Below are 13,297 nucleotides of genomic sequence, written 5' to 3'. Positions count from 1 at the left end.
CGAGCTACAGCCTCGGTGCACATTGTTTATTGTAGAACATTACCATAGCGGGAAGGAGCGTGGGCTATAAAAACCTGTAATCTTATATCACTCGCACTTGGGGAAACTGGGCGCGCTCTGCTAGAATTGCGCCTTGTTTTTAGCACCTCGAGCAAGCATACCGAATGAACTGGGCAGACTGGGTTATTCTCGCAATACTGGTAGTGTCCAGTCTCATAAGTCTCAAACGCGGCTTTGTAAAAGAAGCCTTATCGATGGCAAATTGGGTCTTGGCGTTCTTCGTCGCCATGACATTCCGCGATCAGCTATCCTCTCTATTAATCGACCATATACAAACCCCTTCAGTGCGAGATATGGCTGCGTTTGCAGCGCTTTTCGCAGCAACGTTAATTGTAGGGGCGATGGTTAATTACCTGATTGGCGAGTTGGTGCGTATGACCGGGTTGTCGGGTACGGACAGACTGTTTGGCATGATGTTCGGGCTGGTGCGGGGCTTTGTTGTAGTGATGGCTATTATTCTGATTGTGCCCGGCATTTTGCCGATAGATCAGGATCCATGGTGGAAGGAATCGAAATTGATTCCTTCACTGATGCAATTTGAAGACTGGTGTCGGGCTGCCGCGAAAGAAATTTCTGCGGCGGCATCGAGCTTACTTAACTGAGGCGTACTTTAAGGTTTAACTATGTGCGGTATTGTTGGAATTGTCGGTAAATCCGATGTAAATCTGGCTCTTTACGATGCATTGACCATGCTCCAACACCGCGGCCAGGACGCCGCAGGTATCATGACTTGCCACGCGGGAAAGTTTGCGCAACAAAAAGCGGTAGGTCTGGTGAAGGACGTGTTTCGTACGCGTCATATGCAACGGTTAATCGGCAACATGGGGATAGGGCACGTGCGCTACCCCACCGCGGGCAGTACCGGCCCGGCGTTGGCGCAGCCATTCTATGTGAACTCCCCCTACGGGATTGCACTGGCTCACAACGGGAATCTGACCAATACAGAACAACTTTCCGAAGATCTGTTTAAGGGGGATTTACGTCATGTGAATACCGATTCGGATTCGGAAGTGTTGCTGAACGTGTTCGCCCATGAGCTTCAGTTGCAGGGCAAGATGCGCCCGGAAGCAGAGGACGTGTTTAAAGCGGTGAGCGGTGTACACTACCGCGCGCGCGGCGGTTACGCCGTGGTGGGCATGATCGCCAATTACGGTGTGTTTGCGTTTCGCGACCCCAACGGCATTCGCCCGCTGGTCTACGGCTACCGAGATACCGACCAGGGTCGTGCCTACATGATCGCCAGCGAGAGCGTCGCTCTGGACGTGCTCGGCTTTAAACTGGTACGCGATGTCGCCCCCGGCGAGTGCGTTTATATTGATGTGAATGGTGTTCTCACCACCCACCAGTGCGCTTTGAATCCGCGTTGCGCCCCCTGCATTTTCGAGCATGTGTACTTTGCGCGCCCAGACTCGATTATGGATGGCGTTTCCGTGTACAAGGCGCGCTTGCGTCAAGGCGAACGCCTGGCAGAGAAGATTCTGCGCGAACGCCCCGACCACGATATCGATGTGGTTATTCCGATCCCCGATAGTAGTCGAGTCGCTGGGCAAGCCGTCGCTCAGACGCTGGGTGTCAAATTCCGCGAAGGTCTGGTTAAAAACCGATACATCGGTCGTACCTTCATTATGCCGGGGCAGCAGTTGCGAAAAAAATCGGTGCGGCAGAAACTCAACGTGATCGATCTGGAGTTTCGCGACAAGAACGTGTTACTTGTGGATGACTCCATAGTGCGAGGCACCACATGCGAACAAATTATTCAGATGGCCCGGGACGCCGGTGCAGCAAAAGTGTACTTCGCGTCTGCGGCTCCCCCAGTTAAATACCCCAATGTCTACGGTATCGACATGCCGAGTGCAAAAGAGTTGATCGCCCACGGTCGTACGGAACAGGAAGTGCGCGAAGCCATCGGCGCAGACTGGCTTATTTATCAGGATCTCGACGACCTTGTTGCTGCTTCCGCAGAGGGCAACCCGGAAATCAATCAGTTTGATTGTTCCGTCTTTACCGGAGAATACGTTACCGGCGATGTGGACGAGACCTATTTCGGCCGTCTTGACGCTGCACGCAACGATAAAGTTAAGGCCGCGCGCGACCGTCAGTTACAAACCAGCGACAGCGCAATGGTAGGTATTCACAACGACTAGTTAGACGTCGCCCTGACGTCGACACCTCTACACTGCGCGGGCGCGTTCACGCTCGCGTAAATCAACCCGCATCCCAATGGATTCCCAGATCTTCGGAGTCAACAATGACCGATCACCACAGCGATAGTTTCGATTTTCTTGCCGGCGCAGAACTGGACACCCTGGCCGTGCGCGCTGGGCAGGTGAGGGGGCCGGAAGGTGAGCACAGCGAACCTATCTACACGACCTCCAGTTTTGTATTCGCCTCCGCCGGCCAGGCCGCCGCGCGATTTCGTGGAGACGACCCAGGCAATGTGTATTCCCGTTATACCAACCCTACAGTACGTACTTTTGAAGACCGCATTGCGGCGCTGGAAGGCGGCGAGGCAGGTGTTGCAACTGCGTCTGGCATGGCGGCCATCTTGAGCACCTGCATGGCATTGTTGTCTGCGGGGGACCACGTGGTTTGTTCGCGGAGCGTGTTTGGCACCACAACGGTACTGTTTACCAAATATCTGCAGAAATTCGGCGTGCAGGTGGATCTCGTTGGGTTGACGGATTTGGCGGCCTGGGAGCAATCCCTCAAACCCAACACGCGTCTGTTATTCCTGGAAACACCGTCCAACCCCATTTGCGATGTTGCCGATGTGCGCAAACTGGCCGATCTTGCCCACAGTAACGGTTGCCTGCTGGTAGTCGATAACTGCTTTTGTACGCCTGCACTGCAGAAACCCCTGGCGCTAGGTGCCGACATAGTCGTGCACTCGGCAACCAAGTTCCTTGATGGACAAGGGCGTTGCATGGGAGGCGCGGTCGTCGGACGGGCAGACCAGATGGCTGAAGTTACCGCATTTCTGCGCACATGTGGCCCGACGATGAGCCCATTCAATGCATGGGTGTTCGTGAAAGGGCTCGAAACGCTGCGCCTGCGTATGGAAGCTCATTCGGCGAGCGCGTTGGCGTTAGCACAGTGGTTGGACGAACACCCCAAAGTAGGCAAAGTTAACTATGCGGGCTTACCAGAGCATCCGGGGCACTCGTTGGCTGTACAGCAGCAGTCCGCATTTGGCGGAGTGCTGTCATTCGAAGTGCTGCCTAATACTCGGGAAGCCGCCTGGACGGTTGTGGATGCGGCGCGCATCATGTCTTTGACTGCCAATCTAGGCGATGCTAAAACCACCATCGTTCACCCAGCAACCACAACTCATGGCCGCTTGAGCGATGAGGAGAGGTCTGCAGCGGGCATTTCCGAGGGCCTAATTCGGGTTGCCGTCGGTCTGGAAAGTATTAACGACTTGAAAAAAGATCTCGACCGCGGTCTCTCCTTGCTGTAGCGCTGAACGCGTTTCATGGTGCGGTACCGACTACTCCTGCCCCATCTGGGTCAGCCTCGGGAAAAACGCCGGCTGGGCTATTTCGTTCTCGCTCTGCTGGCGGTTTTTAATTCGTGGTTACTCTTTGTTTATCATCTCCCTGGCCACACCTTGTTCTGGTACACGCTTCAGGATGCCGGTCACGGGCTCATCTTTCTAACGCTCTCACTGGCACTGTGCGTTTGTCTCCACCTCTTGTTTTCAATTCCTCCCACACGAGTCGTACCCTGGGTGTTCGGTCTCTGCCTGGCTTTCGGCGGCGGCGCTGAATTGGTTCAGGCCCTGGTCGGGCGAAGCCCCAGTTGGGGCGACTTCTGGCTCGATGTGCTCGGTACCTCTGCGGGGCTTTCGCTCTATCTGAGCAGCCTTTCGAACGGGCCCTTACGGTGGATTTGCCTGCTGCTGGCGTTTGCGTTGATGTGGATCGATTTATCGACGCCGTTACGGGTGCACTGGGCGGAAAACCAGCGTCAGAAGCAGTTTCCAGTGCTGGCTGATTTTGATAACCGTTGGCTCAACGGATTCGTACGCGCAGCAGACACCGCGCGCTGGCAGGCAGTGCCCCCACCGGTAGCATGGCGAGGGCATGACTCCAATGTTGCCCGGCTGGATCAATTCCCCGGTGACTGGCCCGGTTTGCACTTGTTCGAAGTGGAGCCCGACTGGTCGAACTACACGGTTTTCAGTTTTGATGTGTTCAACCCGTCGCAAACTGTCGCGCGAGTCACTGTGCGCATCAGCGATATTGCCCACAATCACATGTACCCTGACCGATTTAATCGAATGTACAAGTTCAAACCGGGCGCTCAGCACGTAGAAATTTCGTTGGACAAAGTCCGCAGTGCGCCGCGCACCCGCGAAATGGATTTGACCAGGATGAAGGCGGTGATTATTTATACGTATCGTCTAAACGAAGAGCGCACGCTCTATTTCGATAATATTCAACTTCGCTAGCTCCCCGGCCACAACATAGGCTCATAACCTCCAGTCAGCCTGCTAGACTTTGTTTATATGAAAAAAAATTTAGATAACTTGTTACACACTGTCGACAGTGTACTGCTCGGTAAACACCACCAAGTCAAACTTGCTGTCGCCTGCCTTCTGGCCCGCGGCCACCTTTTGATTGAGGATCTCCCAGGCATGGGGAAAACGACCCTGGCGCAATGCCTGGCTCGGGTATTGGGGTTGGACTACCAGCGCGTACAATTTACCTCCGATTTATTGCCTGCAGATATTCTTGGCGCGGCTATATTCGATCGCCAAAACAGCAATTTTCGTTTTTTGCCCGGGCCGGTGTTTACCCAGGTGCTTCTGGCAGATGAAGTGAACCGCTCTACGCCGAAGACCCAGAGTGCGCTGCTCGAAGCAATGGAAGAACAACAGGTCACCGTAGAGGGGGAAACCCGGCCACTGCCAACCCCGTTTTTCGTTATCGCGACACAAAATCCGCAAACTCAAGCGGGTACTTATCCGCTTCCTGAGTCGCAACTTGATCGGTTTCTTATGCGTGTTTCGCTGGGCTACCCGTCACGCGCCGCCGAGCAGCAACTGCTGAAAGGTGCTGATCCACGAGGTCGCTTGCAGGAAATCGAACCGGTAATGGATATGGAAGAGTTGCAGGGGTTACAAGCGCAGGTTGAAAGCATTAAGGCTACTGACCAGCTGTTGGATTATTTGCAGCGCCTGGTGGATTTCACGCGCCACGATGCTAGTTTTACTTACGGCATCTCACCCCGCGGCGCAATGGCCTGGTTGCGTGCGGCAAAGGCCTGGGCGCTAATCGACCAACGGGATTTTCTGCTGCCTGACGATATTCAAGCGGTGATGACACCCGTGGTGGGGCACCGGGTTCGCGGGTTGCCTTCCGGCTCCGCCGAACGTTCGGTTCGCAGTGGAGACGCGCTGGTCGAGCATTTGTTGAACAGTGTCGATGTGCTTGCCTGAGGCCATCCGTTAAATGTTTCGTGGCTGGATCGCAGATTTGCAGCAACACTATGAGGCGCGCTTTTTTCGTTTCATCGACAAGCGCGTGCAGTCGCAGAAGTTACACCGCCTGACCCGGGACAAACTGTATATATTCCCCTCTAAGCGCGGTCTCGCGTTCATCGGGCTCATTTTGCTGCTCTGGTTGATCGGTACAAACTACCAGAACAACCTCATTTTGGCGCTGGCGTTTCTACTGTCCAGCATCATGATCGTCACTATCCTGCAAACCCACGCGAATCTTAACGCCCTCGAATTGGAATTTGCCGGTGTCGCGCCGGTACATGCGGGTGAACTCGCTGAATTCACGTTTACTTTGCGCTCAACGCGATCGCGCTATGTGGAAAACATCGAAATTTGTTGGCAGGACGAAGATGAGGCGGTAGTGGGAGTCGATGTCGCGCCTGAAGAATCCGTGACGGTGACGGTGCCGTCGAGCACCTATGTTCGGGGTTGGCACAGTCCAGCGCGTATGAGAGTCCAAACCTTCTATCCGTTGGGGATTCTCCGCTGCTGGACCTGGTTGAACTGGGACGTACAGGTGCTGGTGTACCCCGCGCCAATTGAAATGAGTTATCGCTCGGCGGTGATAGGGGACAATGAGGGCGACGGCCAGCATCCGCTGCGTGGTGGGCAGGATTATCACGGTCTACGTCCTTACGTGCCTGGCGATGGTCTCAGGCGTGTTTCCTGGAAGCATCTGGCTCAGGAGAAGGGGCTGTTTGTCAAAGATTTCAGTCAAAGCGTGACCCAGGAACGGTGGCTGGATATTGCAGCGATGCCGGTCAGTGATCTGGAATCCCAATTGGCCGGGTTGTGCTATTGGGCGCTCAGATTCGCTGCAGATGACGACTATTACGGGCTGCGACTGGGTAATCAGGTGCTGGCGCCGGACAAGGGCGTTGAGCATACCCGCAGAGTACTCAACCATCTTGCGGTGTATGGCCTGTGAGGACCGAATTCTTATGAGGTCCGCATGAACGCTGCCCCATCAAGTGCCCAGGCAGGTGCGGGCGAAACCGGTATCCGGGCGGGTAGTTTCGCCCGTGAACATGTTTCGCGACAAACGTTGTGGTGGATGTTCGTCGCCCAGGGCGCGGCGATATTACCGCTGTTTCTGTATCTTCCCAAATGGCTCGTTGTGTACTGGTTGTGCGCGGTGGTGATTCGCTTGCAGGTACACCGCGGGGTATGGCCATTTCCTGGCTCATCGTCAAAGGCTGTGTTCGGTGTTGGTGGGATGATCGGCCTCGTTTTGAGCTTTTCCAGTATCGGGGTGGAGCCAATGATCGGGCTTCTGGTACTGGCGTTTGTGTTAAAACTGGTGGAAGTTCGAACTCGTTCGAGCGTGCTACTTGTGCTTTATATCGGTTTCGTCACGGCAGCAACCCAACTGTTATTGGCGCAGGGTTTTTTTCAAAGTGTCTATACCTTACTTTGCTGTGTGCTATTGATTGCCGCACTGCAATCGCTGCACCGGCAGCGGGAGGTGAGCTTCCTCGAACAACTTCGCGCTGCCTTCAACCTGTTATTGCAGAGTCTTCCTGTGATGCTGGTGCTGTTTTTGGTTATGCCCAGGCTGGGCCAGCTGTGGGCGGTCCCCACATTGAGCGGCACCGGTACTACCGGATTTAGTGAAAGTATGTCGCCGGGAGAGCTCAGCGGCCTGGTTAGCAGTCACGATATTGTATTTCGCGCTTCGTTCGAATCCGGCCGAATGCCGGCGCCGGTCGACAGGTATTGGCGGGGCCTGGTGCTTGATAAGTTCGATGGCTCCACCTGGTCTCGTCGTGGAGCACCCTGGCAACGCGTTACCCAAGGCGCGACTAAAGCCAGCAGGCCCCACCCGGAAAGTGAGATCAGGCTCGCTGACGGCAGCGAGTTCAATGGCAGCCGTTTGGCGGAGGTCGATACCTACAATTACTCAATACTGTTGGAGCCTCACCAGTACTCATGGCTGTTTGGCTTAATGGTACCTGTTTGGGCTGACGCGAGTAACACTGAAGTTTTGTTTTCAGAAAACTATAATATTATCAGCAATTTACCAATATTTTCTCGTGTGAAATATCAAGTAAGATCACTGCCAGTTTATACGGTGAATGCAAGTGGATTGACACCGTTTGAGCAGCGAATGAACCTGCTGCTGCCGGTTAAGGTGAATCCGCGAGCGCGTGAACTGGCCCAGCAGTGGCGAGATGCCGGGTTAGGCCCCGAGGCGATGATTGAGCAGGCGCTGGCGTTCTATCGGGCGAATCTTACCTATACGTTGCGTCCGCCCGTTCTCGACGATAACACCGTCGACCGCTTCCTGTTCGATTCACAGCGGGGCTTTTGCGAGCACTTTGCGTCGAGCTTTGTTTTTCTGATGCGTGCAGCGGGTATACCAGCGCGGGTTGTTGTGGGTTACCAGGGAGGTGAGTACCGCGCCGAAGGAGACTATCTAGTGGTGCGTCAGTCGGATGCTCACGCGTGGGCGGAGGTTTGGCTGGCCGGGAAGGGATGGCGGCGGGTAGACCCGACGGCGGCGGTCGCCCCCGAACGCATTGAAAGTTCTTTACTCGACGCACTCAGCTCTGATGAGTCATCGCTGGTTGGCGGGGCATTGCTGCGGTTGCGGGGGATGGCGATGGTGGCATTGCTGCAGGCCAAGATGGAAGAGTGGGATTACCTGTGGCAGATGCGGGTAATGGGCTACGATTCTGCCAATCAAGCTGGATTTTTATCGCGTTTACTCGGCGGTACTGACCCATGGCGGGTGGGGTTGTTTTTTAGCGGCACCATCGGAGGTTTGCTGGCTTTGTACTATTTGTTGAGCATATGGGTGTTCAAACGTGTGAGGCGGGCGCCGCATGATCAACTCATCGTTCGCGCCTTGGAGAAGATGGCGCGCAGCGGGTGCGAGCGACTCACCGGCGAAACTTTAACGCAGTATTCACACCGGGTCGCGATGCAATTGCCGTCACTCAGCGAACCCTGGCAAAAAGTGGCAACCATCTATTGCGCTATCGCTTACAGAGGTCAGACGGTCAGGCTCGACGAGCTGCGCCGCGCGGTTAAAGCCCTGTAGCGATTGTTGTGTATCAAACCCCTCGGTTTGGTTCCTGGTAATCTCGCGATTTAGTTTGGTGCAATATTAAAATAAAAAGAGACCTGTGGTATCTTTGCGCCCCTCCGTGGTGCATGCACTGTGGGGCAGTAAGAGATTGATAACAACAAAAACTCGGGATTTCCCGCCCGGTGCAATCTCGCTCAATAAAACTGGTGCCGTTCCTCTGCACACATAATTAAAATTCTGGAGCGATAAATGAAGACTTCACTGCGCGCGCTCGCGCTTATGGCAACGCCCAGCGTCGCCTTCGCGGACGAATTAAACGGCGGCAACACCGCTTGGATACTCACCTCGACCGCTCTGGTTTTATTTATGACCTTGCCGGGTCTGTCGCTGTTTTACGGTGGCTTGGTGCGCACCAAAAATGTACTGTCGGTTTTGATGCAGTGTTTCGCTATTGCGTGCCTCGCCTCTTTGCTTTGGTTTATTCTGGGTTATACCCTGTCGTTCGGAGAAGGTAATCTGCTGATTGGTGACCTGAGCAACCTACTATTCAGCGCCATGGGTAAAGATAACCTGGCGGGAGACATTCCGGAGTCACTGTTCGCGATGTTTCAGATGACGTTTGTCATCATCACGCCCGCGCTCATTGTGGGCGCTTTTGCCGAGCGAATGAAATTCTCTTCGGTCCTTATATTCAGCGCGTTTTGGATTTTGGCGGTGTACGCGCCTGTTTGTCACTGGGTATGGGGTGGCGGCTGGCTCGCGCAAATGGGATTGCTGGATTTCGCTGGCGGCACTGTGGTTCACGTCACCGCTGGGGTCGCTGCGCTGGTGTGCGCCCTGGTAATAGGCAATCGCCGTGGCTTCCCTGAAACTGCCATGCCGCCTCACAACATGACCATGACCGTTACCGGCGCCGGAATGCTTTGGGTCGGCTGGTTCGGGTTTAATGCGGGAAGTGCACTTGCGGCTAATGGTGACGCTGCCATGGCGATGATGGTTACGCATATTTCTGCTGCCGCAGGGTCTTTGGCCTGGATGACCATGGAGTGGTCTAAATTCGGCAAGCCGAGTGTATTGGGTATTGTCACCGGTATGGTTGCTGGTTTGGGTACAATCACCCCTGCGTCCGGCTATGTTGGCCCTGGAGGAGCGTTGGTTATTGGCTTGAGCGCTGGTGTTATCTGCTTTTACGCAACTCAATTTATTAAGCGTAAACTAGTGATAGACGATTCACTGGATGTTTTCCCTGTGCATGGCGTGGGCGGTATTCTTGGGACTTTGGCCGCAGGTATATTCTGTTCGCCAGCGCTGGGTGTTTTTTCTGGTTTCGGTTTTGGCGGCGAAAATGCGACAATCGGCGCTCAGTTGGGCGTGCAGGCTATAGGTGTACTGGCAACGGGTGCTTACACTGCGGTGGTGACATTCGTGCTGCTGAAACTTACTGGCTTTATTACCGGTGGTATCCGGGTCGATAAAGATGCTGAGACTCAGGGGCTGGATTTGGTACTTCACGAAGAGACTGGCTACAAGTACTGATAACTCAGGCATCGTATCCGATTTATCCTCCTTGGGCAGAGCAAGGCAAGCGAACGCGCAGAGTGTTTCCCAAAGATGCTCAACCTGCTTGAACAGTCCCTGGCTTGAGCCGGTGTGCAGGTAGGATGGGTACAGTAAGGTATAAAGTAAGAGCCACTTGATACAAGTGGCTCTTTTTTTTGGAGGTTTTATTTCGTTGTCTATATCCCGCGAACTTTTTACCGCGCTGCGCTTGTTTCTCACTGCGCATGGCGCGACGGCCTTTGCTTTGGGCGTGCACCAGGTTTTACTTGCGTGGTTGTCCATCGGCGTAGTTGGTTTAACGTCCAGCGAAGTAGGCTGGGTACAAGCTGCAGGACTGTTGCCAAATATCGCACTCATGCTGGTTGCCGGGGTCTGGGCAGACAGGGGTCGCCCAGCCTTAATTATGGCCGCAGCGCAAACCGGTTTGCTGCTTGCTTACGGTTGGCTGGCAGCCCTGGTTTGGCTGGATTCGCTCAGTTTCGCTGGGCTTGTGGTCTATGCCGTCGGCGTGGGGTGTGCCAACGCGTTTCTGCAGCCGGTACGAGAAAAAATAATTGGCGAGCTGTCCCGCCACAGCCTCCAGGTAAAAATCACTCGCGCCAGCATCGTTCAGTTCACATTACAAAGCCTGGGTGTGTTGTTCGCGTCATTGTCTGAGCAGGTGAGCCTGCTAATGGTTTGCGTCGCTCAATTGGGTTTTACTGCGCTCGCGCTGGTCAGTTTGCTGCAATTGCATCGCTCCCCGGCATTTGCGGGCATTGCCTTTGGCGGTATCGATAGCCATAACCCAATGGCCGACTTTCGTCTTGGTTTGCAGGCGGCCTTCAAAGATAAAGGCGTACGGCAATTGTTACTGTTGGTCGCGTTTAATGGCTTCATGCACATGGGCTTGTTTCTAGTGGCGATACCCGTAATGGCGCGCGACAGTTACGGGTTTAACGCTGTGCAGTATGGGTTTTTACAGCTGAGTTTTGTAGTTGGGATGCTGGTGGCCTATTTCACGCTACTGCGGCAACCTGTATTGCAGTATCCCGGCCGCGGGGCGCTATTTAGTCTTCTCTACACTGCCATCGCGGGCTATGGTCTGTCGCGCGAACCTACTTACGCGGGCTTGTACGTGTTAATTATTTTCTGGGGCTGGATTGCGGGTTATTCGTCGACGCATTGCAGGGTAACTTTGCAGTCTATGGCCAAGCCTGAGCAGAAAGGGCGTTTTATGTCGCTATACCAGGTAGCGCTTTTCGGTATGGCCCCTCTCGGCGCGCTGGTTACCGGCTATGCAATCACTGTGGTGCCACTGGCGAAGCTGTTTATTATTATGAGTGCCGCCAGTGTGGCAGTCAGTATATTGTTAATGCTCGGTGGTGCCTTGTGGAAACTGGAACAACCGGCGCCGAGCGAAACATCCAAACCCGGTTAGCCCCATTGATACAAGGGGCAGACCTGTTTTACCTGGCCCAAAATTTTCTGGCCCAACATTTTCTGGTGATGGGTTATTGTCTCAGCAGGGAGCGAAACGCAATTAAGCTTGCGGTGACTGCGACGTTCAGAGATTCCACGCCATTGCGCATTGGAATTTTCAGTTGTTCGTCGCACAGGCGCGACACGTCGGGGCTGATGCCGTCTGTTTCATTGCCCAGCACATAAATTCTTGTACCCGCAGACGATTCGTTTTCGAGGCTGGTTTTCGCATCTAGCGCTAACCCCACAACGCAGGCACCTTTCGTTTTGAAGGCTTGCAGGCAGCTCATGAGGGTGTCGCAACGAATTACCGGCGCTTTAAATAAAGTGCCGGCGCTGGCTTTAATGACCAGAGCGTCAAGCTTTGCGCAGCCTTTGCGAGGCAGAATAAGCGCAGTTGCCGGTGAGGCACATACAGAACGAATAATCATGCCGAGGTTTTGTGGGTTGGTAACGCTGTCCAACGCGATAAAGGTATGCTCCCCGGGAGTGAAGTCCGCGAGATAATCCTCGTGTTCGGTGAAACCCGCAAGTACAAGGTCCATTGCTATACCCTGGTCTTGCTTGCTGTTCTTCGAAATGTGCGACAGCTGGCGTTTATCGTGGTAGAGCACTTCAGCTCCGCGCGCTTTTGCCAGCGCAATAATTTCGTCGAGAATCGGTGCCGGTTTGTTGGATTCTGATAAATGGAGTCGGTAAACCTGGACGTGCTTGTCCTGAAGTGCTTCCAGGCAGGGCTTGCGGCCGTAGATGGTCAGCAGACGATTGAAAAACTTTTTTCGGGCGAGGTATTCGGGGGAGTCTTGCATCTGAGTGGCTGAGTTAGAGGTGTTTCCTGCAAAGTTTTGGGGCTGGCTGGCAATGAGTTAAGAGCAAAATATGATCTTCCGCCAACGCAGCCAGAGGAGTCAGGTCACGTGCGACACACCGCTAGGTATGCAGCGATCGTGTTATCAAAACCCATTAATAAAGCGTCTACCGTCAGCGCGTGACCGATAGACACTTCGAGTAGGCCTGGTAGCTGGTTGTACAACTGCATGTTGTCCAGATTGAGATCGTGGCCAGCGTTCACGCCCATACCGAGTTCCGTTGCTCGTATTGCCGCTTTACTGTGGGCTTCAAACACCGCCTGGCCTGCATCGCCACTTTCAGTAAAGGCATGTGCAAATGGCCCGGTGTATAGCTCTATGCGATCTGCGCCCAGTTTTGCTGCAAGCTCTATTTGAGCCAGGTCCGGGTCCATAAAAAGGCTCACGCGAATACCGGCGTTTTTAAGGCGGGTTATTAGCGGTTGAAGTTTGTCGCCACTCTCGTTGAGGTCGAAGCCGTGGTCAGAGGTTTTTTGCGCGTCGCTGTCGGGGACAAGCGTGCACTGATGCGGTTGTGTCTCAATTGCCAGCTCGACAAGACCAGGATAATCATCGCGGGCTGGGGCAAAAGGGTTGCCTTCGATGTTAAATTCCAGATGTTGCGCTGCGTGTTGCCGTACCAGATCCGCCAATTCCCGCACATCGTGCGGGCGAATATGCCGTTGATCCGGCCGAGGGTGCACCGTCAAGCCCTGTACCCCGGCAGCGATGCTGCGTTTGCCGAATTCGACGACCGAAGGAAAATCGCCGTCGCGTGAATTGCGCAGCAGTGCGATTTTGTTGAGGTTAACGCTGAGAGAAATCTGGCTCATG

At 54.3% G+C, this 13,297-nt stretch carries 11 protein-coding genes; 9 read left to right on the top strand and 2 right to left on the bottom strand.

Translation table 11 applies throughout. From position 1 onward, the window contains the following. Nucleotides 1-164 precede the first annotated feature (164 nt). The 9 genes from TERTU_RS11025 (at nucleotide 165) to TERTU_RS10985 (ending at nucleotide 11,574) form a co-directional block, all read left to right on the top strand. Complete coding sequence (locus TERTU_RS11025; protein WP_015817456.1) at nucleotides 165-662, top strand: CvpA family protein; 498 nt, start codon at nucleotides 165-167, stop codon at nucleotides 660-662. Nucleotides 663-683: 21 nt separating this feature from the next. Then, nucleotides 684-2,204 carry an amidophosphoribosyltransferase gene (gene purF / locus TERTU_RS11020; RefSeq protein WP_015817993.1) on the top strand — a complete coding sequence of 507 codons (1,521 nt, stop codon included), beginning with the start codon at nucleotides 684-686 and terminating at the stop codon, nucleotides 2,202-2,204. 104 nt (nucleotides 2,205-2,308) lie between these two features. After that, nucleotides 2,309-3,517 carry an O-succinylhomoserine sulfhydrylase gene (locus tag TERTU_RS11015; RefSeq protein WP_015819756.1) on the top strand — a complete coding sequence of 403 codons (1,209 nt, stop codon included), beginning with the start codon at nucleotides 2,309-2,311 and terminating at the stop codon, nucleotides 3,515-3,517. A 15-nt stretch (nucleotides 3,518-3,532) separates the two neighbouring features. Then, nucleotides 3,533-4,510, top strand: coding sequence for a hypothetical protein (locus TERTU_RS11010; RefSeq protein ID WP_041590209.1), 978 nt, complete (start codon nucleotides 3,533-3,535; stop codon nucleotides 4,508-4,510). Between the two features lie 57 nt (nucleotides 4,511-4,567). Further along, nucleotides 4,568-5,500 carry an AAA family ATPase gene (locus TERTU_RS11005; RefSeq protein ID WP_041590208.1) on the top strand — a complete coding sequence of 311 codons (933 nt, stop codon included), beginning with the start codon at nucleotides 4,568-4,570 and terminating at the stop codon, nucleotides 5,498-5,500. A 13-nt stretch (nucleotides 5,501-5,513) separates the two neighbouring features. After that, nucleotides 5,514-6,491 carry a DUF58 domain-containing protein gene (locus TERTU_RS11000; RefSeq protein ID WP_015817667.1) on the top strand — a complete coding sequence of 326 codons (978 nt, stop codon included), beginning with the start codon at nucleotides 5,514-5,516 and terminating at the stop codon, nucleotides 6,489-6,491. A gap of 24 nt (nucleotides 6,492-6,515) precedes the next feature. Then, nucleotides 6,516-8,606: a transglutaminase TgpA family protein gene (locus TERTU_RS10995; protein ID WP_015817361.1), complete on the top strand. Its 2,091-nt coding sequence runs from the start codon at nucleotides 6,516-6,518 to the stop codon at nucleotides 8,604-8,606. Nucleotides 8,607-8,843: 237 nt separating this feature from the next. Further along, nucleotides 8,844-10,130 carry an ammonium transporter gene (locus tag TERTU_RS10990; RefSeq protein WP_015817516.1) on the top strand — a complete coding sequence of 429 codons (1,287 nt, stop codon included), beginning with the start codon at nucleotides 8,844-8,846 and terminating at the stop codon, nucleotides 10,128-10,130. 196 nt (nucleotides 10,131-10,326) lie between these two features. Beyond that, complete coding sequence (locus tag TERTU_RS10985) at nucleotides 10,327-11,574, top strand: MFS transporter (RefSeq protein WP_015818015.1); 1,248 nt, start codon at nucleotides 10,327-10,329, stop codon at nucleotides 11,572-11,574. Nucleotides 11,575-11,647: 73 nt separating this feature from the next. Here TERTU_RS10985 and TERTU_RS10980 read toward each other — a convergent pair whose 3' ends face one another. Next, complete coding sequence (locus tag TERTU_RS10980) at nucleotides 11,648-12,424, bottom strand: TrmH family RNA methyltransferase (protein WP_015819403.1); 777 nt, start codon at nucleotides 12,422-12,424, stop codon at nucleotides 11,648-11,650. A gap of 104 nt (nucleotides 12,425-12,528) precedes the next feature. Continuing rightward, nucleotides 12,529-13,296 carry a pyridoxine 5'-phosphate synthase gene (locus TERTU_RS10975; RefSeq protein WP_015816920.1) on the bottom strand — a complete coding sequence of 256 codons (768 nt, stop codon included), beginning with the start codon at nucleotides 13,294-13,296 and terminating at the stop codon, nucleotides 12,529-12,531. Between the last annotated feature and the right edge of the window lies 1 nt (nucleotide 13,297).

This window comes from Teredinibacter turnerae T7901 (genome assembly GCF_000023025.1).
Taxonomy (GTDB): Bacteria; Pseudomonadota; Gammaproteobacteria; order Pseudomonadales; family Cellvibrionaceae; genus Teredinibacter; species Teredinibacter turnerae_B.
The sequence above is the reverse complement of the archived record's forward strand: the minus strand, read 5'-3'. Positions and strand labels throughout refer to the sequence as shown.

Coding starts and splice junctions, on each gene's coding strand:
- TERTU_RS11010 (WP_041590209.1), top strand. CDS start 3,533: ATGGTGCGGTACCGACTACTCCTGCCCCATCTGGGTCAGCCTCGGGAA.
- TERTU_RS10975 (WP_015816920.1), bottom strand. CDS start 13,296: ATGAGCCAGATTTCTCTCAGCGTTAACCTCAACAAAATCGCACTGCTG.
- purF (WP_015817993.1), top strand. CDS start 684: ATGTGCGGTATTGTTGGAATTGTCGGTAAATCCGATGTAAATCTGGCT.
- TERTU_RS11005 (WP_041590208.1), top strand. CDS start 4,568: ATGAAAAAAAATTTAGATAACTTGTTACACACTGTCGACAGTGTACTG.
- TERTU_RS10995 (WP_015817361.1), top strand. CDS start 6,516: ATGAACGCTGCCCCATCAAGTGCCCAGGCAGGTGCGGGCGAAACCGGT.
- TERTU_RS10980 (WP_015819403.1), bottom strand. CDS start 12,424: ATGCAAGACTCCCCCGAATACCTCGCCCGAAAAAAGTTTTTCAATCGT.
- TERTU_RS11000 (WP_015817667.1), top strand. CDS start 5,514: ATGTTTCGTGGCTGGATCGCAGATTTGCAGCAACACTATGAGGCGCGC.
- TERTU_RS11025 (WP_015817456.1), top strand. CDS start 165: ATGAACTGGGCAGACTGGGTTATTCTCGCAATACTGGTAGTGTCCAGT.
- TERTU_RS11015 (WP_015819756.1), top strand. CDS start 2,309: ATGACCGATCACCACAGCGATAGTTTCGATTTTCTTGCCGGCGCAGAA.
- TERTU_RS10990 (WP_015817516.1), top strand. CDS start 8,844: ATGAAGACTTCACTGCGCGCGCTCGCGCTTATGGCAACGCCCAGCGTC.